The sequence below is a fragment of the Mangrovibacterium diazotrophicum genome (assembly GCF_003610535.1).
GTDB lineage: Bacteria > Bacteroidota > Bacteroidia > Bacteroidales > Prolixibacteraceae > Mangrovibacterium > Mangrovibacterium diazotrophicum.
Genome location: NZ_RAPN01000002.1, coordinates 267,743 through 293,717 on the forward strand (window position 1 = coordinate 267,743; position 25,975 = coordinate 293,717).

The following is a 25,975-nucleotide window of genomic DNA, read 5'->3' on the forward strand; positions in this document are numbered from 1 at the left end:
TAGTTTTATGTTTTTGTTGAATTGAAATCGATTTGTTCCGGTTACTTCTGTTGCAGCTCGTTACTGATGCGAACGTTCTTCACACCATTCAGTTGTTGCAACCTCTGCGGATCAATTTGTTCGTTCTCCTGAAGTTTCTTCGGAATAATTACGTCGCCCTGCCTTATTTGAATCTGTTTCACGTCGTCCAGCTGCTCCGCAGCATTTTCACTTTTCAGGTCTTCGTAAACCTGACTGGCAATAAAAAGATCAGGGTTCACCTCCACCTGTCCCTGGTAACTTCCCGTATTAAGCTGCCATGTTCGCGATTCCTCTTTGGGTTCACTCAAACTCTTGACCTGGTTAATTTGAACAGAGCTGCCGCGATCCAGGTTGCTTTGGAATTTTCCTTCAATCTGGTTCAGCCTGCTGATATCCTGAAAATTGCCAAGTGCCTTTTCATCGCTGATGTAATTTAACGCTTTAATCTCGAAAGACGGGTACTGATAATTCGGATTATTTTCGGAACATCTGGCCCCCAAATCTGCCAGTATTTTAAATTTCTGCCTATTTAGAAATGACTGATCTCCCGCTGCAACGGGCATGGTGAAGACTTTGCTCCCGGCAATTGTTTTTTCCAACTGCTCAACATCGGAACTTTTGAAATTGTAGGTATCATTCCGAATATCGAGCCTCATTTTCGTAATCAAGTTGAGCTCGCCCAATTTCTCAGTTAGCTTCGGCGAGTGATTTCCTGAACTGCCTGCCTTTTTGATCAATGAATCTGCCATCGACAAATTATCCAGGTCCAGGTAACCGGCCGCAGCCTCCAGCAACGTATTGGGCACCAAATCGGGCTGATTAGTCTTTGCATAGCCTTCGGCCAGCAACTGGTAAATCGCGGGAATCGGCTTGAACTTTTCAGGATTCGCTGATTCAATCTGCTTCTGAAAACGAATAGCACTCTTCAACTGAAAAACAGCATTCCCGGCGTACCAATCCGATGTCCAGATTCCACGATCAGCAAAGATCAATCCCAACATGGTATGCGATTTCTGAATCGCCTCCAGGTTATTTTGAAGGTAGTGTGCGCTCTTTTCGTTAAAAAGCCGGCGGATCATTTCGTCATATTTCGAATTGTCCAGATCCATTTCCGGGTAGCGATTGTACAGCCGCGACAATTCTACGGCAATATCCATTTTTATCGGATAGTAATTTTTTAGCTTCGGATGATCGTACACATAAAATTCCGGCGCAATCTGAAGTCCCATTTCGAGCAACTTAACCGCAATGGAGACATTGCCCGCGATTAATTCAGTCGCTTCCATTCGGTATAGTAAAGTGGCAACAATATGGCTCCGATAAACATCCGAAGTCCACCAGCCCATCTCACCGGTACTCGCCGCCTTTGTCAACAACCGTTGAATCTCCTGGTTACAGGTCGAAGTCCACACATTCGGCTCAGGGAGATCCTTCGCATAGTTTTCGCTTACGTTCGGCTTAAACGAGAGCGCTTCGGCCCAACGAACACAGGCTTCGGTTGCCTGCTCATTTTCACCCAGTGTCAACGCCAAATCGAGTGTATTCAAGAAACCGGTACGCGCCAAGTCATAGAACCCCTTTTCAAACAACTGATTCGAAAAAGCATTCAGCACCTGCCAGGCATGCTGTTTATCGGTGAACCGGGTGCAAACATCAAAGATCTTCCAGGCCAAGGCTTCATTCCCTGTGCTTCCAAAGAAAGCGCGTTTGTAAAAACCAATAGCCTCATCATACTTTTCCACTGCGGCTGAAAGATCACCTTTCCGCGCATAATACTTCGCTTTATTGGCTGAATCAACTTTGATCAATTGACTCAATAATTCCTGAGCCATTTCTTTATTATCCATCGCCTGATTCACAAAAACAAGGTTCGTCAGAACTGCCACATTGCCTGGATCAACTTCAAGAGCGGCCGAATAATATTGCTTCGATCTCTCCAACGCCTCCATTTTGGTTCCAGGCAGTTGAGCCGCCTGCTTTTGGTACAAATAGGCCATGGTAAAATTGAGTTGAAACTTATCCATTTTTTCAACATCTGCTCCGGCATAGCGTCCCATAGCACGCTCCATCAGCGAAATTCCCTGGTCAACCGGCAGTGCCAATGCTCTTTTGCAAATTACACCGGCGTCGGGGGTTTGTCCATTCACATTCGACCTGCATGCCGGAAGAAGCCCAAAGCAAAGCACAAGCAAAAGAATTTGATATCGTGTTTTCATTTTAATTTGCATTTGAGTCGGTGAGAATCGTTTCGGGACTAACAAGTTCGAGTTCAGAATCGGGCAGCGGCACGTGTTTCAGAATGTAAATCTTCTTTTCAATCGTATCCGTGCCCGAAAAACTCTGCCCGCTATTCTTCAACTTTTCCAAGACCAAACTTCCCAGCGTATAAGTCGCCGGCAGATGGTAGTGTTGAATCGCCTCTTTGTTGTCGATGGACATGAGCACCTGCGTCGTATCGTACAAAACCATCGTCCCTAAAATATCCGAGACTTTCGTTACAATCTGGAAACGGCTCAACTCGGCAATGTTACTTTCGCGTTTGGTGATGGGTACGACAAACAGCTTCCTGGCCTGGATAAAATAGAAATCGTCGGCCACATCAACCTGGCTCAAAATATTTTTCACCAATTCCTCCTTGCTGCTTTGTGCTCCAAGTCTGAAGGTTTGGATCACCTCATCAACAAACTCTCCCCGAACATCCGGCAGCCCTTCAATGTAGCGTTCCACCGGCCGGAAAACCCAATAGGTGGTCTCGACTATTCCCGGCTTTACTTGCGGTTCAATCGAAAGTTTAAAGCCTACTTCTTTCAAGCTTGAATGCGCCCCCGCCTGCTGCTCACTATCCGCCAGTTCTATTTTCAGCGTGGCCTCTCCCGGGTTTAACTGAAACTGAAAAAAACCAAATTTGGAGTTCAAAAAATCAGCCATCAACCGGGAACAATCCCGCTCAATAGCCGGAATCTCTGCGCCGTAAAAACTTTTATACTGCGGTTCGGTAATAACGAATTTGACCTGAATCAGCTTCTTGTTTTCGGCAAAGAGCTGTACCGAAATGAGAAACGCAATCAGGATTAACAAGGCTCTGTATTTCATTCTTTGTAAGCTTTAAACTGAAATTCTTTAAACGCTTCCGTTCCCAAAACGCCTTCGCACACCGCAAACTTGTCGCCGCCCGAAGAGGTCAATTCGAGTTTTAGGCTGTCGTACACCTGAAAATCGACAGGGATAAACAAAGGTTCCTGCACAGTCCATCTGTTCAGGCTGCTGTAAACCGTCTGCTCGTCGTACATGCTGCGCAGTTCAATCAGCCACTTTTCAAAGTAATGTTCAGGAATCCCGGGGAGTTGTCCTAAAATTATCGTCGCATGGTTATTCAAATCATACGTCGTCTCAATCTGCTTGTTATATTTTACAAGCAGCTTTGCTCGGGCCAACTGCATGAAAAATTCAACCGGCACCCGAGCAATAACCGTCGGCGACACCTCCAGGTCGTTCTCCAAATTGATCCTTTTTCCGGTCCACGGATACACCTGAAAACTGAGTTGCTGGTAACCTTTAGCCCGCACATTAAAAGTCCGCCCAAACGGACTTGTGATAACTGTTTGCTGTACAGAAGGACTTTCGTTTGATACATTTAACTCCCAAGCGTCTAGACTTGAACGACCTTCCTGCGTCATCAAAATCGAAACCGGCGCTTGCTTTTTCCCGGTTGAAATATGCACAGAGGAAACAAAGCATCCTGCCACAAACAACAGCACATACAAACCGAAAATCACCTGAAAATTCAGAAAGCCGGCAAGCCAGCGTTGGTAGATCTGGGTAAACTTCTCTTCGTCTTCCTTTTTCAGGTACTTGACCAGAAAACTCACAAAACCGAAAAACACAACCACGCCTCCAACAAAATAAGTTTCGATGAAGTCGTTGCCGATGTGATAAGCCAGCCAGGCATTGGCGATCATCAGGAAGAAAGCCAGCAGCAATATTTTGACAAAAATGTATTTACCCGATTTTTCCATCTTTAGTTTGTCAGTATCCGAATGGTCCATTGATTCAACTTCCCTGTATCCCGGCTGAGATTGTCTGAAACGTGGAGTTTCCAGTTGCCATTTACCGTTTCGCCCTTTAAATCCGAAAGTTTTGGTGTGTTCCCTATCGAATACGTTTTTATCAGGTTATCAGTTGTCCCGCCTGTCTTTTTATGCAGGTTGACGGTCGTACCGCCGGGCGAGGCGAGATTCACAATCAAATCACCGATGTAAGTATGCGTGATATCCAAATCCAACTCGATTTCGTTCACAGTTCCGGTTTCAGAAACAGTAATTAATCGCTCCACTCCTACCGGGTCATTATCCGGAATTCGTAACGCGGGAGCGTCCGTCTTCTCTATCATCGTCTGGGCGGAAACTCCCAAATGAAGTTTCCAAGAATTCAGGTTTCCTGTATCTATACGGGCATTGTCGGAAATTGCCAAACGCCAGGTTCCCTGAATTTGCTGACCATTCAAAAAAGATAAAGCAGCTGTATTTTGAAGATCAAAAGTCGTTTTCAGATCGTCTTTACTTCCTCCGTTTCGGTTATGCAAATCGACCTTTGTATTTGCTGGCGAAATCAGACTGACAATGAGATCGCCAATGTATGTGTGAGTTATGTCTACTTCAACCTTAACCGAATTCAACAACCCTGTTTCACTCACAACAATCTCGTCAGTCACCCCGGTTGCATTGTTGTCAGGGATGGCCAGTCCCGGCGTCGACTCCTTGACAATCGCGGATTCCGATTGGCTTCCTCCGCCTGTCAAACTCAGTGCTTCCGCAACTGCGTCATGCGCGTCAACCCGACCAAAACCAAACCAAGGGCTCCAGGTTCCATCGGCAAAACCCTGATCGGAAAAAGCTCCGCTATCAAACGGTGCAACAGGCGAAATATCCCAGGATGTATCGGGATCATAACTTGTTGGTGGAGTCCGTTGATATCCATTCATATTGAGATCCTTCGAAGCTGTTCGTTGTAGGATGGAGATTACTTCAAAGGCTGTCAGATTGGGATTGGCCGAAATAACAAGGCCGGCAATTCCTGCCACCAGCGGAGTGGCGCTGGACGTTCCTCCAAAATCGTTTTCAAATAAAGGCGAATTTCCCGTCGTGGTTGTAATTCCGAGCCCTTGAACCGACAAACGGTAATACTCGTGAACATTACTGGAAGGTGCCGAAATGGCAATATCAGTTCCGTAATTCGAGTAATGACTCCGTTTTGCATTGCTGGCCAAGGCTGCCACGAACATCACTCCCGGCACACTCCCCAGATTGTGACTAAATCGCTTGGAAGTGTTGACGCCGCTCCAATACCACGACCCGTCGGATCGCTGAGCATACCCCTGCGTGTATGGAATGTTCTGAGTGCCGGAATAGTTTATCGGGCAATTCTCATTCCCTGCGGCCCATAAAAAAACAATTCCTTTCCCCCTTCGTCCACCTGTGACTGCCAACTGCTTGATTTTATTCACCACAATCGACGCATAGTTTCCATGAGGCGAACTTCCCCAGGAATTGGAGATGACGTCAACCTTATCGGCCAAAAAATCAAGCACAGTGAACAACTTGTCGTCACTGATGTACAAGCTCGCCCCACTCGATTCCCATTTAATGGGCAATAACTTGCATCCCGGAGCAGCACCAACAGTCAGAACCGCATCCACTTCGGCACCAATTACCCCGCAACAACTGGTTCCGTGATTCGAACCACTTTGGTACATCCCCGACGGGACGGCACCAATCGCATCGCGGTGCATCAGATTTAGCCCGCTCATGTATCCCCAGGATTTAAATTTCCCGGCTGAATCAAAATCCGGATGATCCAGCTTACAGCCGTCATCCGTCACACCAATCACCACATCCGAACTTCCGAAATGATTCAGCAGATTCCAGGCCGCTTCGCAATTCGATGAAGACCGCGCATCGAACTCCGCGTCCGTTAAGCGCTGATGCAAATGCCATTGTTGCATATAATTTGGATCGACAGGAATATTTACGTTGGTCGGTTTGATTTCATGGTTGAGATCGTGCTCGCAAAGTTCTACCGTTTCCTTTTCCGTTTCGGTGATCAAAACAACGAGTTTCACCGGATTCATTCCTGTATCGTCAGTGAGTTGAAAGAGAAATTCCCGGTCGGAATATTTTCGCTTGAGCATTAAAGCGTACTTCGCCATAAAATTGCTCAAGTCCTCGTGGCTGACAGGCTGGCGGAAAGTAACCACAATTCGGTCGGTAATCAGAAAGCTCGTTTCTTCACCTTCTATCGTGTAGGCGTGGTGAGTCGTTAAATTCTCCCTCAATTTAGCCATCTCCTCGTCCAGCCGACCGGCACTGACTTTTACTTTTGTAGACGCCGAAGAAACTTGCTGTGCATCATCCGTAATCCCCATCTCTTTTAGTTTAGCGGGAAGAGCCCTGACGACGAAGGTATTCGGTTCTTTTTTCAGATAGACTTTTTTGCCATTTCGATAGGTGTATATTTTTTCTTTTTTAGCCATGGTTGTTTCCTTTTAATCGTTAATCAATTCAAGCCAAAGAATATCACAAGAAGACACCTGTTATGTGCATGTTTAAACCGGCGGACAACTCGGGTCAAAGGGGGTAGCGCCGTAGATATCAGCGACAAGACTTGCATAACATTCAGGTTCTCTGCCTCGTTGGCTAGCAGTACTGGCAGATGCATGATCTCCAAAATGTCTGGTCATATGCAACACTTCGTGAATCATCCCGATCGCCTGTTGATCGGTCGAATAACCGGATGTAAAGAAGGCACTGCAAATAGCAATCGTATTCCCGTGTCCAGATGCGCACGATGCTAATACATCGTTAGGACGACAATGATGGGTACAATTTCCAATCGTAGTGTGTGAGTTTCCTGTACATCTGAATTTAATTTGACGCTCCAAGAATCTGGATATAGCCCGAAAACGATCCGAGAGAGTCATCATTTCTGAAGCCTGTGCTTCGGCTAAGGTTGAGAAGTCATGATGAGTAAACCGATTTCTAAATTTATGATTATGTGGTGGCGGATCACCAAACCTACTGTGGTAAGCATTGAATACAGAGCTCGGACCAAAAGTAGGATCGTTGAAAAGCAACGACTCAAAAGCTAATAGTTCGGCGGTTCCCAAAGCCATTAAAACAGCTCTGTTATTTGCATTTTCGATGACCGTCAGCGGTTGAGCCGGAGCTCCGGCTACATTTGGCGGACAGCTGGAGTGTGTGCTCACAGCCCTGCTGATCCGATTGCCTCGTTTTCCCTTCTGTTGCACCACGTGGGTCAACTCATGTGCCAGCAGATTTTTGCCGGTTGAACTGTTCGGTCTGTACTCGCCACCATTAAAATAGACATCTGCCCCATAAGTAAAGGCTCGTGCGTTCAATTGCCGATTCATTTGAACCGCATTCGTATCGGTGTGTATTTTTACACGACTAAAATCGGCTCCGATTGCCCTGCTCATAAACTGGTTGACCGGATCGGGCAACTTGTTACCTTTCCCGGTCGAAGAAAGAATTTGCTGCTCAACAGAAGAAGTCGCTACACCCATTTCATTCGATTTGCGCTGCAACATTTCTTCTTCTTTTTCGCATTTCGCACACTTCATTTGTATTGGCTCTTCCTCTTCTTCGGGCTGCATGCGTAATTTCGGCTGCATCATTTCCTCCTCTTCTTCCTCCGGTTGCATCTGAAGCGACTCAGTCTGCGCCACCTGCATGACACGATCAGCGACTGCATCCGCTTCCTGTTCATACTTGTCACCGGGTTGCCCGATTTTCAGTTTTGGCTGAATCGAAGCCCTTCTTCCTGTATTCTGTGGTTTGATTTCAAACATAGCCTTGTCGTTTAAAGTGTTCTTCGGTTTTTGTGGTATTCCCTTCGTATTCCTTCGATCATGTCCGCTTGTCGGATCTCGTTCGTTCCGCGGGCCAATGCCCGCAGGCTGCAATGTTGAATAATGTTGATAATGGCACCACCCGAAATCTCGTATTTCCGGGCGATTTCATTGATGTCAATTTCAGACTCGAGCCTAACCGCTTTGGGGAAGCTGTTTTGCCAGATTTGTCGCCGCTCTTCCGTGCTTGGCATGGGAAACTGGATAATCGACTGGAAGCGACGGATGAAAGCTTCGTCGATGTTACCTTTTAGGTTTGAAGCCAAAATAACCAGGCCATTAAAATCCTCGATTCGTTGCAGCAAATACGAGACCTGCTGGTTCGCAAAGCGATCGTGCGAATCGCGGGTGTCTGTGCGTTTACCAAACAAGGCGTCTGCCTCGTCGAAAAACAGAATCCATTCTTTGTTCTCAGCCCGGTCAAAAACTTTCGAGAGGTTCTTTTCCGTTTCGCCAATGTATTTCGACACCATTTGAGACAAGTCGATCCGGTAAACATCGCGCCCGGTTTTCTTCCCAATGAGTGCCGCCGCCGTAGTTTTACCGGTCCCGGACGGCCCGTGAAACAAACTTTTGTAGCCGGGTTTCAGAATCCGATCCATTTCCCATTCGCCCATCAGGGTGTGCTGGTGGTTGATCCAGGTTTCAATTTCCTCAATCTGGGTCATCACATCATGACTCAAAATCAGGTCGGCCCATTCCATCTTTGTGGTGAGCAGCTTGGCCGGGAACTCCGGGCTGAAATTTGGCTTTCGGGCTTCACCCAGCGTAAACAAATCAAGCACTTCCTGCGAAATATTGATCGCACCACTCAACGCAGGCTCATCTTTGCCAATCTCTTCGAGCCAAAGAATGTTTTCGCGGCTGAAACGATGCAGCCCGTCAAAGCAGCGTTGCAACGAAAACCGCTTGCTCAAATCGTTTCCTGCCAAAATAAACATCGCCGTTTCACCGGTCGGGATAAAGCCATTGTGATTCTTCCCCGCTTTTCCCCCGAATTCGGTGTAAACCTGGTTGGTATTCTCATTTTTCACCAAAAAGAGATCAAGCAACTCCGGCTTTACATGGGGAACCAGAGCCAAAGCCAGTAAAAACCGTTCCTCAAAATCGAACTGATTCTTTTTGACAAACGCTGCGAAAGATGAAACACTGCCATTATGGTACGGTGGCTCGATCTCGTAAACGCTGCTGTATTTCGTTTCCTTTTGTACATTCAAAAGCGAGCGTGTTCGAAGAATCTCCCTAAACCAGGCAATTTCACGCTCAATATCAGCGGCATTGGATGCTATTTTTTTTTGGTCTACCATTCAACATGAAGTATTTGTTCGTTCCACGGCAGTTTGATGATTGAGATTCCCCACGGGAGTTTTTCCAGCATCACATCAAAGGTGTTCCGTTCAACCAGCAAACTCCGGCCCTGCCCGCTTTGCTTCAGAATTCCTTCCCGTTTCAAAAAAGTCTCACGAAGCGCGTCCGGATTTTGCGTTTTCAATGCCGACCACCGCTCCAAAACGGTTTTGATCAGATGCAGACATTCCTCTTTTTCGCCAGCGCTGAACTCAACTCTTGATGGAATTGGCTCTGACTTATCCAGTCCACAAAGCATTTTATTCAGCGATAACTCAAATTCGGGCGTTTCCTCCAGCCCCGAAACAATGAACTGTAGCAGATGAACAGCCTTTTGTGCGTGTTTCAAACTCAAAAACTGCTGGTGTTCATCCAGTAATTTCAGGCCGTTAAAAAAGAAAGGCAGAAACGGATGTAGAATCACCAAACCGGCATTCGAAATAGGAAATTCAGTCTGCTTTTCCGAGTTTCGCTGAGGTACTTTTCCCTCAACTTCAGCCTTGGAATTTGCAATTACTCGGCCATCATAAACTTCTGATAAAATCAACTTGACGCGCTCCAAATCTTTTAGTGTGACGTCAACTCCTGCTTCGTCAAACCAATTCATTAAATCGACCAAAATCTCCCGCCACTCTTTGGGAACCGACGAGTCTTCAACCAACTTCCGTCGATACGCCGAAATCAGTTCTGTAATTAACTCAACAACAGCCCTTTTCAACGCAAGAACAAAGTCTGTAGGCGACGCTTGAATGGAGTATTGCAATGTATCCGCCAACGTGTCTTTTGCCTGATCTTCAGAAAGTCCCTGTAAACATTCGCCTAATAAATTCTTTAAAACGGAAGTTACCGACGCTTCCACCTGACGATCTCCACCTACTGCAAAGACCTGAAGCAAAATTTCAGTTGAACGGAGCTTCAACTCTTTTTGAAAAGTAGCTGTTGAATTTGCAGCAACTAAGCCGTTGAGCATTCGTTGAAACTGCTCTACCAGCTTCGGATCCAAACGAATCAAAAGAGCAATCAACTGCGAATGATTCAATTGATAAATCAAACGGCGACGAACAGCGGTAGTTTTCATTTCCGGAATTAATACTTGCCGCAAGGCCTCCCGGTCGAATTTCAACACCTGTTGAAGAAGCGCCAACAACTCGTTGCCTGTTTCTTTTCGGTGCCACCACGGCCAATTTCCGGTTCTCAGGAAATAGACAAAAGTTTCCAAAGCGTCGCCCTGTTTCGAAACCCGACGTACAGCATCAGACCTGGTGTTGTCGGCCCTGCTCGTATCTCTATTTACTACCAAATTCTCGCCAGATCTGATTTGTTTTTTCAATGCTTCTGAAGCCTTCTGAAGAACCTGATCAACGATTTTTTGCTCCAGATCTTTTTCTTCAATCGCTCCCAAATCGAGCACCAATTGATCAATCCGTACGGTCTCATCTGACTCGACCAAAGACGAAAAAAGCTTTTCCAGTGCCGGATTGATTTTATCTTTCACCAGGCTTGCCACCCGATCCTGAACAGCCAATGCCTGACTTTGATCCGAAACAGTCACTTCCAGAATCTCGCGATTGATGATATGTTTTTGTGTGCCCATCTACTAATTTTTAGTTGCTTCCAAAACAATGCTGTGCCTGGTAGTTGGCCAGTATTTCCTTCATGTCTGTTGCATCCATCAAATCTCCGGAAATGTCGGGAGTGATAATTTGAAGCAGCGGGAAAATCCATTCCATCCGTACCAGGAAATCCATCTCCTGCGGGCTGAAACCCCGATTACTTTTCAGGTAGGCAAGCAAGGTTGCAATCGGGTCTTGCCCGGGATCGAGAATGATCATAGCCAGGAAGCGCATTACCCGCTCAGTACCCCATTTCAACAGGATGTCGCGGCCAAAGCATTCGGTGGTAGCAGCCTGTGCACCGCCGCAATTCGCTTTCTGGTATTCTAAAATTAGTTGACCGCGTTCATCGTAAGTCGTATTCGGAGTAGTCGGGAGCCCCAGGCAGTTCACCAATCTTGTCCTGGCTTCATTGCCTTCCAGCGTTCCTCCGCGAATCTCGTCCTCGGTAAACCCAGCTGTCGATCGAAGACTATCCAACAGCAATTGGAAAATATCGTCGCCATCACTAACTTTTATGTCTCTTCGCTTCAGTGCGTCCTGAACAAACTCAATTCCCCAGCACTGCAAAATAGGAATGGTATAGCAAGCCTGCGATTCTGAATCGGGGCTCTTCACCCGAATCGTCACTTTGGCTTTGTCCGACAGTCCATTAGTCTTGTTGGTTATCGTGTAGCTGAACGTATCTACACCTGAAAACTCTTCTTTCGGTTGGTAGGTCAAAGGCCCCGATTCTGAGTTTTGGCTGATTTCTCCACCAAATTCAGATGTTTTTTCAGCTTCGATCACAAACTCGTCTTTGCCTAGTTGGTAATCGTTGATCGAAACATCAATATCAACCGGAATTCCAATCGTTGTAACCGCATAATCCGGACGGGCAAATGGTTTCAGATTCTGAATAAAACTACCGTCGTCGCACATCGGAACACAATTGTCCTTTCCGCAACAGATGTACGGCAACGTGAAATCGGCGATGACACTGTTATCTTCCGAATTCCGATACACCAGAATGAACGTTCCGCCCTTGCGAACGCCTGCCTGGTGCTCGACTCCGGGATGTTTCTGAATGAATCCGGAAAAGACTTGTGTCTCTTTTTGCAAATAGAACTCTCGCCGTTTAAAGGCATAGTAGATTCGGTAGAATTTCAGGAAGAACAGCAAATCAACGAACTTGTGCGCTAAAGGGAACAAGCGTTGAATCATTCCATTTATCAGCGGGATTTGTTCCTTTTCATCGCCTTTTTTGATCGAAATTTCATTCAGCAAATCCTGATCAACCAGGAAAAAGTCGATGATGTATTGCAAGATCTTCTTGTAAGTATCCCGAAACTTCTCAAAATCAAAATCCTCCAAGCATTCGGTCAGAACGTCACAGAGTCGCAGCAACATGTCCAGCAATTCTTTGATGTGCTGCAGAATTTCCTTCGCTTCCCCATTATTATCACCATCGAACAAACTGTCCTGATTTTGCTCCACATATTTGTAAAGCACTTCCAAATCGCGAATGACGCTGCACAATCCGAAACGCGCAAAGCGGTACTCTTCCTGTAAATCCTCGAAACCGCAACTGTAATCCAGGGCCAGCTTCCCGGCCGTGGCATCCAACTGCAACGAAATCAAGTCGAAAGGCAGATTGAATTGCTTCTTCAGTTCCGTAATCGTACTGATCGCATCGGTGACACTTTTGTTGATGTAGCCTTCAATCCTGAAAAACGAGTAATCCTGCAAATCGTAGTAAAGCGGGGTAAAAAGTTTGCTTTCCCGCACACTTTGGTCAGCCGACTGATCCTCATAATTCAACACCAAACCATCTTCTTCAAACGGGCATTTTCGGCTCACATCAAAATTCCAATAGTCCATCAAGCCACCTAAGGCCGGATAGAAACTTTCCACATTCAGATCGTAGTACCAGGGAACCGAGCGACTGCTCAACGAACTGCGTTTCTCCAAACTTGGCGTAATTCGGATCGGATACGAGATTTTTCCCAGACCGTTGATTCGGGCGATATCAAAAGACTCGAGCATCAGTACCATGCGATTGTGCAGGCTGACGGTTTTCTTCAGCAACTGTTTTTGGTTATTGTAAATCGGTGGCTGTACAAAATGATGACGGTATTCCGACTGCTCGCAAAGCGAACTGTCATCGCCCAACGCGCGCCCGATCATCACGTGTTTCGGAAAGCGCGACATATCCGGTGTACATTCCGACATCAAATCGAAGGCGGCACTTTTGAACTCCCGGTAAGCCAAAATCAGATCGAGGAACAAATCGTAGACATACTGAACACCGAGATAATCATTGTAAGTCGGATCGGCATCTTCCAGGAAATTGTGGATGGCACCGATTTTATCCTGCAGCGGATTTGTTTCGAAGGGATTTTGCTCGTCATACGAATTCAGGAGTAATGGCCGGTAGATATTATAAGTCTCCGCAAGTGCCTCCATCAACGGATCGAATACAGCAAGTACAGCATCAGCGTACTGCTTCGAAAATTCCATGTAATCGGAAGAGTTTGCTGCGCCCGAGTCGAACAAAACACGAGGTAAATTGATGTTTGGCAGCTCATATTTTTCAGGGAAAACGGCATCCAATTTCCCGGTGTTGGTGCGATCCCAAACTTTTTGCAAATCGGCTGTACTGATCAGCAGCTTCCTGATTGTCAGGTTACGTTCTTTGCCCAACTCATCACAACTTTTGCCCAGGCAGGATTTCAGGTCTTTGTCAAAAATCTCGACAAAAAGCAACACAACCTTATTCGCTAAAAAAGTCTCGTCATTCAGCAGAACGACTTCCGGTCCGTCATCAGCTTCATCTGTCAACAGCTCGAAAAGCTCAACATCCTGCTTGTTCGACGCATCAACAAAAGGTTCGTAAATGGTTGTCGGCGGCAGTTGGTACGGCCGGTATTTAACGGTAACGCAATCGCCCAATGCAATCAGAAAACCTTCGGATGTGATGGCCGTTCCTTTCGAGACTGTCAATTCATTGGCCGTCGAATCGTAGCTCACATTCAGCCCGCAAACCACGCCCATTCCGATCAATCTGGCTCTGGTCAACCTCGTTTGCTGCTCCAGGTAGCCCACTAAACTGTTCATCTGCTTGCTGGTCAGCACCTGGTTACTTTCAAATACCGGATATGTATTGATAATCGTACTCATCGTTCTGTTTTTTAAGCGTTACCTAAAACCGAATTATCCAAAATAATGGCGTTTTCGAGCGTCTCGTCTACCGTACAATCATAGAGTGTTCCTGTCGGATATATATTTCTGAGGGTATTCAGGGTCTCAACCAACTGGCGTTGCGCCGCTGAAAGCTTGCCGAAGTCTTTCACCTTTCGGGCGTTTTCGAGCAGCCAGCGTTTGTAGTTGGTTTCGAAAGCTTCCATTTGCTCACAGCTGATCCAGCAAATTGAAAGGAAAACATGGGCGGGTGCCTCCAGCCGAATCTGACGTTCGAAGAAGCGCCGGAAGTCCTTGTTATCAAAGCGTCCCTGCCAGTGAGGCAAAATGACACTCGCCACACAAGTGTAGGGATCCTGAATCTGGCAGGCCTCGCACTTATCGTCATCCAGTACAATCGCCAGCAACTTGTCTTCAACTTCCGCCTCAACCCGGCTAATCACCAATTCCTGGTGTGTTCCCAAATCAGTCAAATCATCCACGAGGTAGCGCCCATCGTTCACTCCATCAGTTGATCCGCGAACTTCAACCAGATCGCCGGCTTTCAACTCAACTGACTCCGGATCGTTGATGGTTATCAACAGCGAAGCGGCAGAAACAGAAACTATTGGCGTTCCTTTCATGTAGGTCAATTTGCCATACGAATCGGAAAAAGGAATGTCAACCGGAATTTCTTCCGCTGTTTTCAGCTGCGTGCGATCAGTTCCGCCATTGTATTGTAGTCCCTTAACGTTGTATTTTCCATCGTTCCCGCCGGTCTCGCTGATCGTAAACTCGCTGGAAACAATCGTTGAATCGGAAGCATCCAGTTCACCGGAGATATTTCCTTCAACCCGGAACAGCTTCGTCGCCGAGCTTGCCGAGTAAATGGGCAATGTTTTGGGGAAGAAAAGGGACCCGTTATCGGTCAATCCCTCAGTCAGCGTTTCTTCATCGGCATCCACAAAATGGAGCCCCTTCACTTTGGGCCGAAGCAGAACATGCTCCAACACGTGCATCCCCTCGTGGCTGAAGAACACACTCCTGATGAAATCCACAAAAAGATCAACCGCCTTCAATTCGTAGCCGCCTTTAATTGTGATAGTGTTGCCGTCTACTTTGTTAATTTTAAATGACTTTGAATACGACATGGTACCGGTGTTATCATCAGCCGGAACTGATTCCTCAACCACGAGTTGGGTTTCGGAGCCATCAAATGCGACGGAATAGATCGTGTAGGTACCATCAACACTATCGGAACCGGAAACTGCAATTTGGTCTCCTGCATATAAAATTCCGATGAAGTCGAACGAAACAATGAACGTATTCTCCGACTTGTCGCTGCTGAACGCGAACGATTCGGCAATCACTAAATCGCCATTCGCTTGATTGGTGGGTAAAGCGCTACCAAGCGTTACCTCCACATCCGGCCCGTTTGCCGTGGCACCTGCAACCGCATAAATGCCATTGTTTGCAGTTGAATTCTGAACATGAATTGTTACTGACGGAAGATTGGCGATCTCGTCAGCCAAAATATCATTGAAATCGGCATCTTCACTTTCTGCCAAATCCTTGCCCGAGCTACCACCAATCCGGAAACGATAGGCACCACTATCGCTGCTAAAATAGTAGCTCCCCGACCTCGAAGCCCGGTAAATCAATTGCCAAAAGATCGCGTGCCGCGACGCTTCTGCCTTTGCCTCCATCTCGGCTTCGGTTTCGTTGTTATAGAGCAACTCACCCAGAGGAACATTGGCCGAAGGAATGGCCTCATCAACCACGATCTCAGTGGTTCCGCCAACGTCTGCTGCCAGTTGCACCGTGTAGGCGCCATCGTTGTCCTGAGAGTTTTCCACAACTAAACTGTCACCGCCATTCAGCTTCGCGGCAATATTCCCATCAATGATGATTTTCTTCGCCACAGTATCCACCGAAATGATATCCACCTGCGACTTGGGACTTCCCTCGAACGGATATTCGCCCGAAAGAACGAGATCTGCCGGATCGTAGCTCAGAGGCGCGCTGTACAGTTGATAGCTAATCGTTGCCACCGGTGGATCCGGAACCATGTCTACCTGAATATCATATTCCAAATAATTCGGGATCGGGCAAACCAGGTTGTTCCGGTTCGATTGCGGGTTATTGAAGTACTCATTTTCAAAAATCCCGATCAACTTTTCAATATCCTGTTCGGCAAGCCCGGCGGGATCATCATCGGGGTAATCATTTTTTACGCTTATTCCCGACGATTCTGCACCACAGTCCAATGCAAAATAATAATTCACTTCGTCTTCAGTCGCAATCCGGTAATTCTCCCGGAAGAGCCCCTGAACGATCAGGTGTTCAAGTGCCAGCTTCGCGTCATCTTCCACTTCAAACAGCTCATTGCTTTTGAGTAGAATTGTCGGCACGCTGTCGGAAACCTGGATTTGCCAGGCATCACCAACGGGAACAATTTCGAAATTGGAACTGAAAAACAAATCATCCGAATCCGCCTCATCAATCCCAACCAGAAAAGAAGCCCGCCGCCGCAATCCCGAGATATTCTCAGGACTCCAAATGCCACAGCGATCCTCGTAATTAAATCCGGTACCTCGCCGCGAACTGATTTGCGGGTAGGCATTCAGAAATTCCAGTTTGTCGGAAATCAGCTCATCCTGCCCCACCAACTCGCCCGACAATTTCATGGTGAGCAAGGCGTAATCCGTAAAACTTTCGGCAAAGCGCCCGATTAGGTGATCCAGAAATTTGTTTTTCCGGCGAAGAAAAAGCTGCTCGTCTTCGGCAATTTGGTTTAATGTCACCTCATGCCCGTCTTTGTCAATGTAAAGCGCATCAGCATTTGGCACCAAATCAAATAGTGGCTGTGTATAATAGGTACGATCGATGATGTAATTTCCAATCTCATCGCGCTCGGCGTTCATCGAAAACAAATCCTTGACATGCGCAAGCTGCGAGAAATAATTCGCCAGCAACTGATCGAAAATCATCAGGTAACCTTTCAAATGCAAGGCCTGTGCTTCGCGTCGATTCCTTGCATCCATATCACTGGCGTGCGTTGCAATACCTTCTTCGCCTATTCCGTAAATCAACGGAAATTCATTTTGAATGCTTTCGTAGCTGTCCACTTCCCGGTACTTGCCTTTGGGAACTTCAAAATCGAATACCTGGTTAAACTGTTTTGCGACAGGCTCTGCATTTTCCAATTCATCCATCCGTCTTTCAACTTTGCTGGCAGAGGCTCGGAACGGCAACTGATTTTTGTAGTAGGTTATTTTTGAATCCGCGACGCTCAGACGGGGCACATAATTTTGCTCGAACGCCAGCTGCAAACACCATTTCACACTTTTAGAAATGATACTGCCGTCTTCATTATCTAACGGAATATTGGCGATTTGAATGGACCGAACTGACACGACACCGGGAATGTCCATGATGATCTGAATGAGATCGGAGACGTGAATCACCTTCCGCCGGTCGGCCAGCTCCAACTCCGCATTATCGATAAAACCATGCTCAAGGGCCGGTCCTTCAAAGATTTGGTCAGCCGTCAGACATTTGGCTTCATCAGTTGTATAAAAGTAAAGCTGTTCTCCCTCGGTTAACAAAGCCGACGGCACTTCTTCATTCACCGAAATCTTTGTCTTTCCCGCACTTTCGTCGAATGAAATTGATTTAACCATGTAATCGCCATCGTTGCTTCGGGAACCGGAAATTGAAATCTTGTCGCCACTTTTTAGGAATTCATCCGGATTTCCTTCGATTCTGAAATAGCGTTGTTCCGTGTTGGTTTCCAGGATGCGGTATTCATGCCGGATTTTGCATTTTTCAAGCATTTCGTTGAGCTCATAAAAATGAACTGTTGGCGATAAAAACTTCGCGATCTCGTGAAACATTTTCGCTTGAAATTCTTCAACATTGGTTTCCGTTCCCAACTCAATATCAGCACACACTGCAATCTTTTCAACCTTCAATGCATTCAATCTGTAAAAATCTTCACACAGATTCCGGTTGGCGTGCAAACGTGCTTTCACCTCGTCGATGATTTCGAGAATCTTGGCCACCTTCTGCCGGTAAAAAATCAACATGCTTTCGGAACTGTAATACACGAAATCGTTGATTTGAGTCGCGATGTCCAGAAGCCCGGGAATGTCCACTACATCCGAAGCAGTCGTTATCGACCCGTTCAACCTCACCACCTTGTTGACTAATTCGTAGCCGATCGCGTAACCCAACGGCAGGTTTATGAACGTCAGTTTCAGATTCTGCACATGCGATCTGACGCTTAGCGGATCATCCCAATCAATCGCGTCGTTATCCCAAGGTGGAAATTCTACGGCAATCCGAATCGACAGGCCGTTCAGGTTCGTATCCGGCAAATGCTCTTCAATCGTCAAATCCCGGCTGAGTAAATTCTCGTTCAGATCGCCAAAAGCATCGCAGCTCTCAAATTCCAACAAAATATCGTAAAGGATACCGATTTCAAGAGGCGGCTGTTCGGTCTCGTCCGGTTTGGGAACGTAAAGCGGATCAGGATCGTAGTGCAGCGCACTCTCTTTTTGATGCACGTAGACCGGGATTTCATTCCGAGGCGCTTCTTCAATCCAGGCATTTTTCACCCCAACATGCAGACAAGTTTCATTCTCCGGATCGTAAACATCGACATCAATCATCAGCTTTCGATAGTCGTTAACGGTAACCGGCGAGTTTGGAAGTATTTCGCGGGCGGTGAAAAAATTTCGAATGTCATCCGGAACGGATGAATCTGCAGCCAGTAAATCCTGAACCGGATAGCCGGCACGGTAACCCAGTTCGGTTATCGCATAACACAACACCTCGAGGATTGTGACGCCGGGATCGTGAATATTGTAGTCGGTCCATATTTTCCCGGCCAGTTTTTGAATGTACTGAATTCCTTCTTCCCTCAAAAAATCGTATTGCAGACTTTTCGATTCCGGTGTTTTCCGTGATATGGTAATTGGTTCTGACATTCAAGTTTATATTAATTGCACGGACAATCGTCCGATGCGGCTATTTTATTGGTTATAATTTCGTTATTGGGGCATTCACAGGCACCTTCCGCCTCAATAACTGTAATTAGATGGCTTACTGAGGAAACTAATACTGAAGCGGAAGTTGAAGCAACAGCCTCGTCCACATCCAGCGTCGGATCATTGATTGGGTCGTCAGGAACGATGTGAAACATTTCGAAACAGGTGATGTAGTCCACGTACGACTGTTCTTCCACAAAATTCAGGATCACTGACTTGTGAATTTTTCCGCCAAACACAATGTCTGATCCACTTTCGAATGCCCAAGGCGAAAGGTATTTGATGATGGCCTCCTCCAGCTTAACCTGGTAAATTCCAAGATCGATACCCGGCTGAAACTTCACTTTGAACGTCACTTTCACTTCCTCGAAAATCGGGTTGTGCACATGCACTCGGATGAACGGTGAACGCAACGAACCGATGAGTTCGTCAATGTCGGAAAGCGTCACCAAACTGGTGCGCGGCTTCAGCGGATTGACCGCATTTTTATTCCGAACATTGGAAACGACAATGAGGCTGACATGCCTGGGTGAAGCTTCATTGATACTGGTGTAGGTACCTTCAAAACGCGTGTGATTTAAACACTTCACTTTATAAACCGACGGGAAGTTCTGCAAAATGATCCGTTCGTAGTCCCAGATGGTAATCGACCGGTTCTTGTGTCTCAGCCGCTCGCTGACACGGGTATAAAAATCGTTACTCGCTTCCTTAACCTTTCCACCAAAGGAGGTGAAAGGCTGATCAATCTTCTTGATAGCTGAATCGGCAACCAGCATTTTGGAGATCGTCTTCCCGGGCAATGGCTTGCTCAAATAATTCGGATCGTTACTATTGTTGGCAAAAACAACTTTCGCGGCCTGACACTTCACATCAATCAGCTGCGGAATACCAAACGAATCGGCAGTCACCGACGCCCGAATCCAGTGAAGCCCTGTTGGTAAAATCGTATTTTTGGTGCAGGCCTCCGACGGCATGCTGAACTTCACCACGCCAGTCGTAATCAGCCCTTTTGTGGTATCTGAAAGAATGTTCTGCTGCGGAAAAGGCTTCCACTCGTTGCAAGCCAGGTAACTCCATTTTACCTCTGGCGGCGCAAGATCAGGATCAGATGTCCCCTCAGAAACCTGAAATAAAATGGCCAGATTCTGTGGCGGGTTCAGGTCTTTCAGCCCGAGGTACAATTCACCTTCGTTTGCATATTGAGGCAGCAAATAATTGGATGAAGCTGACGTTTTTACCTCTACGACTCCCATAGCATGAATGTGGAAAAACTGCTCCACCCGATCTTCATATTCTTCTGCTGAGAGCTTCTGCGTCTTGATCTTTTCCCCGGAAACATAGTTCAGCGACAGTTCTTCAATCTCTGGCGTGTACGGCTCCTTGGGAAGTTGATCGGTGTAATCGGTCGGAGGCTCCGTAGACGGCGGATTTAGCGCCACCAACACCCGTTTGGTGTAGGCAGTGGGATATTCTTTGTGCCCAAAGTCGGTTCCTTTCAAGCTGAGTCGAAGAAAACCCTTTCGGCTGTTTTGATTGAATTCATCAAATGGCTTCATACCCTCGTCCCGCTCCACCGAGGCAAGCACACTGGTCGGTGCTTCATCAGCCGGTTCATCGTTCGAAAAATTGATCTCATGATCTTCTTTCAATTTGGAGCCCGGACCAGCCGAAAACAGGGTATCATAAACCGGCGTAATAGACTTCCAGCTCTTCTTGTCCTGAAGATAGGTTTCGGCCCGGAATGATGAATTTGTGCGGGCTGGCGAATTGGGATAGTAATTGGCATAATGCCCGGTGAAGCCGTTACTCAAATCCGGTAATCCCGACCACTTGATATGGAGCGTCAATTGATTCAGCGATTTCTGAAAGACTTCCCAACTGCCGATGTAAAAGTTCGATCCGATTATCGGACGGTTGCCAAAAGGCTGGAACGGTTTGCCCGGATCGAGCACCGACTGGTCATTCTGGATAATCAGATTTTTAACTTCCCGAACATCAGCGACCAGATCAACACTTCCGATTTTCAGGTCTTTCAGAAATTTATAAATAAACGGATTTCCTTTGCTGGCCGGGTTCAAAATCACCTTGACCACAGGCCATTTCGTTTGAATCGGGTCGAGCAACACTTCCCCGTTGTACGCCACTATTGCTTCCTGATCTTTGGTGATCGTTCGCTTGATAATGATGCGTTTTTTTAGTTTATCGACTTTCGTGCTGTGAACCGGATCACCGAAACTGTAAATCAGGTCATTGATCTTGTCCGAGCCGACGTATTTCACGGCTTTCACCTGATCGAGGGTTCGAAATCTCTTGCCGGGCAACTTATTACGTTCCGAAATGATGCGCGCGGCAACAGTCATGCCGATATCGTAGTCGCGGGTATTGTCGCCAAAACCGGTTGTGGGATCATCAAAAACGGGACCTTCAACGGGCTCAACACCTGCAATGTCTGCCGCTGTTTTCGCATTGTTCAAAAAATCGAGGATGCGCATTTCCACAATCGGATCGAGCATTCCGGGCTCGGCGTGTTCCCAAATCGGTTCGATCCATTTTTCCTCACCACTGAATTTCAGCCGGAACGCATCGTAAAGCATGTCGTTTGTCAATCCATTCAACAAAGTCGGCGAACTCGAAAAATTCAAATAGATCGTTACAATTCGTTCGCCTTCGCCTAAAAATAAGTTTGGAGAAGCGATTGCAAAGCCGATTTCGGCTAAATCGCGATCAGCCACGGTCGCAGCGTCAGTTCCCGAATTGATATCAGGAAACTGAATTCCGCCAAAGGTTCGCCAGCTCTGATCGTCGTTGGTAATCTCCGCTCCTTTGCCATCTTCCGATTTCGCTTGAGGCGACAAGTAAAAACGATAGTCGTTTCCCGGATTTGGTGTCAGGCCGGAGAAAAGATCATATTTATTGAAGAACAGTGCTTTGACGTCCGCGATGGTTGCCCTGTTTAGCGAACTTTCATTTTCCAGCTCATAAACGACGTTCTTACCAAGTTCATCTTTACCCGCTTTAAACGCAGTGCCCTTCTCTAGCAAATGGGTTGAAACATGTTTGGCTAGCTCAAAAATGAGGTAAACCTGGTCGGGTACCTCCGGCTTTTCCGTCAGGTGCAAAACATCGCGGTAATAAAAATCGAGGTGTTTCTTCGTAATCTTGTTGATATCGTCCTGCGCGTATTTGAAGAGTTTGAGAAAAGCAGTAAAAAGCGCAAAATGCGGCGAATTGTGCTGACTTTCAGAATTAATATTTTGGTCGAAGAAACCAAACCAGTCGCCATCTTTAGTGTTGTTCAAATTAAAATAGGAAATCTCGCGGGCAAATTCTTTGGCAAAAGCTTTCAAATCGTCCATGCTCCGCTCGTCAACAGCAACATAACCGGGCAACAAGGTTTTCAAAACTCGTTGCGTTTGGCTGGTGCCGTCGCGCTGCAGTGGATTTTTTGAATTGCAATTGATCGCCATGATTTCGCTTTTATTGAGCTATGTCCGTTCCTTCATTTAAATAATAGGGGTACACAATATTGCGCCGGTTGTTGGTGGCAATGACCGTATAATCGATCCGGATCTCCACCATACCGTTTTCTGCATCGAGCTTAAAGTTGACGTCGTCGACTTTCACGCGGGGTTCGAAAAAGAGAATCGCCTTTTCGATTCGGGCAGTCATGCGTTGAGCAACGGAAACCGACAGACGTTCGAACAGGAGCTCATCCATATTGGCTCCGTAATCGGGTTGCATCACCCGCTCGCCTTTCGCGGTTGACAATAAAATGATGAGACTTTGCCGGATATCTTCCTCGTTATCGACCATGTCCACGCCATAACCGCCACGTGAAAAAGCTGGTGGAAACGACCATCCCCGGCCTAAAAAAGTGTTTTCTTCAACTTTAATTCTTGCCATTTTTTTCCGTTTAAAATTTCGTCAACCAATGATTACCGTTGGCTCCCCAACCGCTGCAGTAGCTCCGCAAATGCAGGTATCGCCAACCCGGATTGCCGGTTTGCCACCGATCAAAACGGTCGCACTTCCCATCGGGAAAGGACTCACGGTAGGTTGATGCACATTCGGCGGCAGCGAGCAAATATGGTTATCGCCCATTACCGCTGCGGGCATTCCGCCAATCAACACCGTCGGGTCACCGGGACCGATAATGGTTCCGCCATGGGTTGTCGTATCTGTCATTCTTGCTGCTGCCGGCATATTCTTTTAGTTTATCATGACTATTGAACCTTTCACTACGGTTTGACCGCTCGACGACAACTCGGCACCGGCGCTGCCTTCGGCCTTCAGTTGCGCCTGCGATTTGAGGTTGATGTTCACCCCTTCGAGGTTGATATCGCCACTTGCTTTAATCTTGATATCCGCTGCACTTTCGAGCGTGACGCCATCCGACGAGAGCGTAAACTTGTTTTTGTTTTCGTCCTCAATGTTGATGGATCCCTCATCGTCACTAACAACGATGGTATTCCCATTGGGCGTTTCGATGGTCACACTCACTTTATCATCATCAAAAAGGAACTTCATCCCACTACGGGTAACCACGCCTTTTTGCGTATTTTCTTCTTCGGGCGGTAAAGGCGATGCTTTGGCACTGCTAAACAACGAGCCCAGGATGACCGGGTCGCGCGGGTCGTCATTCAAAAAGCCAACAATCACCTCATCTTCAATCTCAGGCCGGAAAACCCAGCCCCGATCCTGCGCGGCATTCAGTGTTGCGAGCCGTGCCCATACGCCCTCGTTTTCGCTGTCGATAATCGGCAGACGTACTTTGATGCGTTCTTCTCCGTCGGGGTCTTCGTGAATATTGGTGACCACGCCTATCTGCAGGCCGTTGACCGAAGGAATCAACCCGCCAGCCGGCTTATCAACGATATCGTTGTATAAATTGACAAACCAATCTTTTTGCAGGCCAAACTCAATTTCGGTGAACCAATCGGAATCGTTTGTTACGCGGTGAGAAACCGAAGAAACAAATGCCGGCCCGTTCATCCGGTCGCCGAAACCAGCCAATTGAATCACATGTCCCGGTTTGATGTCGCTGAACCCTTGGATCTTGACGGTTCCGCGAATCTTGGCCAGTCGGCTTCTCAACAGTTGAGCATCCGACCAGGCTTTCAACTCTGCATCTTTTACTCGCCCCGAATGTTTCAAGAGAAACTCCTCCGGACCTGCAACTGAGGCCAAATCCGAGGTTGCTAAATTTCCCTGTTCCGGCAAGCCGGGATCATCACCTTCCCCCTCAACAATCTCCTGGTTAGCCAAATCCCAGGCACTGCTTTTGACCGCCGCAAACTGGTCTCGGGCGTCCAAACCTGCTTCGAACTCGTACACATTATAGCCGTAGGCCAGTTCCACAATCGGGTCTGCAGCAAGATCCGGCGCTTTCACCGCAACTTTGCCATCATCAACCAGAACCAGTTTTCCATTCACCTCGGCGCGGGTCATCATGAAATCCCAATCGGTTGCATGATGCTGCACCAGGCTGGCGTGTGTTACCGTCGTACTTTCAACATTCGCATCGAAACCGTATCCGGAGATCAATTCTTCAATCATGTCGCTGTCGGTCAATTCAGCAAAATATTTGCTTTTGCGCCCAATGGTCATCTTGATGGCCGCGTCCTTCAGTTCCAAAATGAGATAGCCCGAGCGGCCTTTTCGCGCCTGAATGCTGTGTTTGGTAATGATGCCTTTGAAAATGGTATCTTCATCGGAGTGATAACCAGCCTTGATTTCGATTTCGTTACCCGGCAAAAACAGGTTGCCACTGCTCAATTCGAAGGTCTCGCGCGAAACGCTTCCGTCGAAAAGGACAACCCGGGCAGTCGGAATACGATTGACCGATTTGACAACCCAAATGCTCTCAATCCCCACATCTCCACCAACCACTTCCCCGTTCGAAAGAATCGTAAAAGTGGCCAGGTCGGTTTCTGCTTGTGTCGGTATCGTTCTTATAACTGGCATCTTACTTCTTATTAATAGGTGGCAACACCAGCTGTTGACCGGGTGTCAACCGCCGAATGTTGTTGATATCGTTCACGCGAGCGATCTCCAGGTAAAGCGACGAATCGCCATAAACTTTTTGTGCGATCAACGGCAGCGTCTCTCCGGCCTTCACCAGCCGAAAGTGGGTCAAATCGGGAGAAGATCTCCGGGCCAGGGCCGCTTGTTCTTCCCGTGAAACAGTCTGCTTGAACGTGGCATTGATTGTGGCACGCAACGGTGCTCCCGATGAATGAAACAGTTTGTAGGTCACCGTCGCCCGCTCCATCACCCCGTAAAAGTGGAAAGTTCCCCAGCTCAACTCCAGGTGATTGGTCCGGTGCTCTTCGCCCACATACAACTGGGTGATATTCATAAAAGCATCAATCTGTTCCTTGACGTATCCAACGCCGCCGACTGCAGGATTCAGATCGACGGCCGTGCTTCCAACACCGGAAACTCCGGTTCCGTCGAACAGAAAATCGAAGGAAACGGAGCTTGATGGTTGCCCTTGAAACGACTGTGTGTCGGCCGTTCCACCAATCGCCCGCTGCGGTGCATACTCGGTTCCGAAACTCTCACTGAAAGTGTTCGGATTGTACATCACTGAAAAAGTCTCACCTGTCTGATTCTGAAAATTCTCGTCAGAATAAGCGATGATCGTCAGTTTTGCCACTTCCGCCAGCCCGTCAAACAGATTGAGTAATCCCATCAGCGTTCGTTTTTATCTTTTATCAGTTGCATCAGCATATCGACTTTTTCGGCAAATCGATCCTGCTTTTCACGATTTATTTCCGGCATGGGCGACTTTTGCTCCTTTGAAGCCGAGTCGTCGACAATCGCCCGAATAATCAGTTCTTTTATTTCAATCGGCATTG

The 25,975-nt window shown here is 47.2% G+C and carries 15 protein-coding genes; all 15 read right to left on the minus strand.

Features of this window, described 5'->3' with window-relative positions; genetic code table 11:
• Positions 1 to 41: 41 nt before the first annotated feature.
• Positions 42 to 2,237 carry a tetratricopeptide repeat protein gene (locus BC643_RS17285; RefSeq protein WP_147377258.1) on the minus strand — a complete coding sequence of 732 codons (2,196 nt, stop codon included), beginning with the start codon at positions 2,235 to 2,237 and terminating at the stop codon, positions 42 to 44.
• A gap of 1 nt (position 2,238) precedes the next feature.
• Positions 2,239 to 3,114, minus strand: coding sequence for a hypothetical protein (locus tag BC643_RS17290; protein WP_120274521.1), 876 nt, complete (start codon positions 3,112 to 3,114; stop codon positions 2,239 to 2,241).
• On the minus strand, positions 3,111 to 4,067 hold the full coding sequence (locus BC643_RS17295; RefSeq protein WP_120274522.1) for a hypothetical protein: 957 nt from the start codon (positions 4,065 to 4,067) through the stop codon (positions 3,111 to 3,113). Before BC643_RS17295 ends, BC643_RS17290 begins: the two co-directional genes overlap by 4 nt.
• A complete protein-coding gene (locus BC643_RS17300) occupies positions 4,040 to 6,550 on the minus strand; it encodes a proprotein convertase P-domain-containing protein (protein ID WP_120274523.1) in 2,511 nt (836 codons plus the stop codon). Before BC643_RS17300 ends, BC643_RS17295 begins: the two co-directional genes overlap by 28 nt.
• A 72-nt stretch (positions 6,551 to 6,622) precedes the next feature.
• Positions 6,623 to 7,885, minus strand: coding sequence for an eCIS core domain-containing protein (locus tag BC643_RS17305; RefSeq protein WP_120274524.1), 1,263 nt, complete (start codon positions 7,883 to 7,885; stop codon positions 6,623 to 6,625).
• 11 nt (positions 7,886 to 7,896) lie between these two features.
• Positions 7,897 to 9,252 carry an ATP-binding protein gene (locus tag BC643_RS17310; protein ID WP_120274525.1) on the minus strand — a complete coding sequence of 452 codons (1,356 nt, stop codon included), beginning with the start codon at positions 9,250 to 9,252 and terminating at the stop codon, positions 7,897 to 7,899.
• Positions 9,246 to 10,886, minus strand: a complete 1,641-nt coding sequence (locus tag BC643_RS17315) for a contractile injection system tape measure protein (protein WP_120274526.1) — start codon at positions 10,884 to 10,886, stop codon at positions 9,246 to 9,248. The genes BC643_RS17310 and BC643_RS17315 overlap by 7 nt, the downstream gene beginning before the upstream one ends.
• A 10-nt stretch (positions 10,887 to 10,896) precedes the next feature.
• The gene (locus BC643_RS17320; RefSeq protein WP_120274527.1) at positions 10,897 to 14,064 is read right to left on the minus strand and encodes an Ig-like domain-containing protein; all 3,168 of its coding nucleotides are present in this window, start codon (positions 14,062 to 14,064) and stop codon (positions 10,897 to 10,899) included.
• A gap of 11 nt (positions 14,065 to 14,075) precedes the next feature.
• Positions 14,076 to 19,055 carry a hypothetical protein gene (locus tag BC643_RS17325; RefSeq protein WP_120274528.1) on the minus strand — a complete coding sequence of 1,660 codons (4,980 nt, stop codon included), beginning with the start codon at positions 19,053 to 19,055 and terminating at the stop codon, positions 14,076 to 14,078.
• An 11-nt stretch (positions 19,056 to 19,066) separates the two neighbouring features.
• On the minus strand, positions 19,067 to 22,582 hold the full coding sequence (locus BC643_RS17330) for a baseplate J/gp47 family protein (protein ID WP_120274529.1): 3,516 nt from the start codon (positions 22,580 to 22,582) through the stop codon (positions 19,067 to 19,069).
• A gap of 10 nt (positions 22,583 to 22,592) precedes the next feature.
• Positions 22,593 to 23,018: a GPW/gp25 family protein gene (locus BC643_RS17335; protein ID WP_120274530.1), complete on the minus strand. Its 426-nt coding sequence runs from the start codon at positions 23,016 to 23,018 to the stop codon at positions 22,593 to 22,595.
• Positions 23,019 to 23,039: 21 nt separating this feature from the next.
• Positions 23,040 to 23,318 (minus strand): PAAR domain-containing protein, encoded by a 279-nt coding sequence (locus tag BC643_RS17340; protein WP_120274531.1) that lies wholly within the window; start codon positions 23,316 to 23,318, stop codon positions 23,040 to 23,042.
• 6 nt (positions 23,319 to 23,324) lie between these two features.
• A complete protein-coding gene (vgrG, locus tag BC643_RS17345) occupies positions 23,325 to 25,079 on the minus strand; it encodes a type VI secretion system tip protein VgrG (RefSeq protein ID WP_120274532.1) in 1,755 nt (584 codons plus the stop codon).
• A 1-nt stretch (position 25,080) separates the two neighbouring features.
• Positions 25,081 to 25,809, minus strand: a complete 729-nt coding sequence (locus BC643_RS17350; RefSeq protein ID WP_120274533.1) for a CIS tube protein — start codon at positions 25,807 to 25,809, stop codon at positions 25,081 to 25,083.
• Entirely contained in the window at positions 25,809 to 25,973 is a 165-nt protein-coding gene (locus BC643_RS23420; RefSeq protein WP_170154607.1) for a DUF5908 family protein, read from the minus strand. Before BC643_RS23420 ends, BC643_RS17350 begins: the two co-directional genes overlap by 1 nt.
• Positions 25,974 to 25,975: the final 2 nt, after the last annotated feature.